The organism is Ruegeria sp. CG4, assembly GCF_056537185.1.
In genome coordinates this window covers 1-513 of sequence record NZ_JBQFRB010000031.1, presented here as the reverse complement: position 1 = coordinate 513, position 513 = coordinate 1, and the positions used below count along the sequence as shown (strand labels likewise).

1 protein-coding gene is annotated in these 513 nt (G+C 49.9%); it reads left to right on the top strand.

Annotated features, from left to right (window positions below; genetic code table 11):
• Positions 1–513 (top strand): tetratricopeptide repeat protein (locus ACR0J2_RS24095; RefSeq protein ID WP_480814116.1); only part of this gene is annotated, 513 nt, incomplete at both ends.

Genomic DNA, 513 nt, shown 5'->3' with positions numbered 1-513 from the left:
ACAAAGCCCGCAGGCACGCACAGCGTGCGTTAGAACTGGATCAATCGGACTATCGCGTTCAACACCGCTTGGGCCAGCTACATTTGTTTGCTGACCACGATCATCAACTCGCATACCAGGCATTTCAGCGGGCAATACGGGAGAACCCCAATGATCCTGAGGTTCTATATGGTATGGGCTTTCTACGGTCGCTTATGGGTAAGCCAGCCGAAGCGATTGAGTGGAACAACAAGGCAAAAAAGGTCAACCCGCGTTATCCCGGCTGGTACAATTTTAACGCGGCCCTTTCTCATTTCTTTATCAGAGATTACAAACAGGCAATTCTGCTGGCAAAAACCGGTATCTCAACTTATCCAAAGTCGCTTCCTCCGCGCCGTATCTTGGTCGCAACCCTTGCTGAAATGGGACGTCTGGAAGATGCACAGGTTGAAGCAAAGAAATTACTCGAAATCCGGCCGGACTTCCGTGTTTCTACACACAGAAACACACCCTTTATGCATACTGAGGACCAGG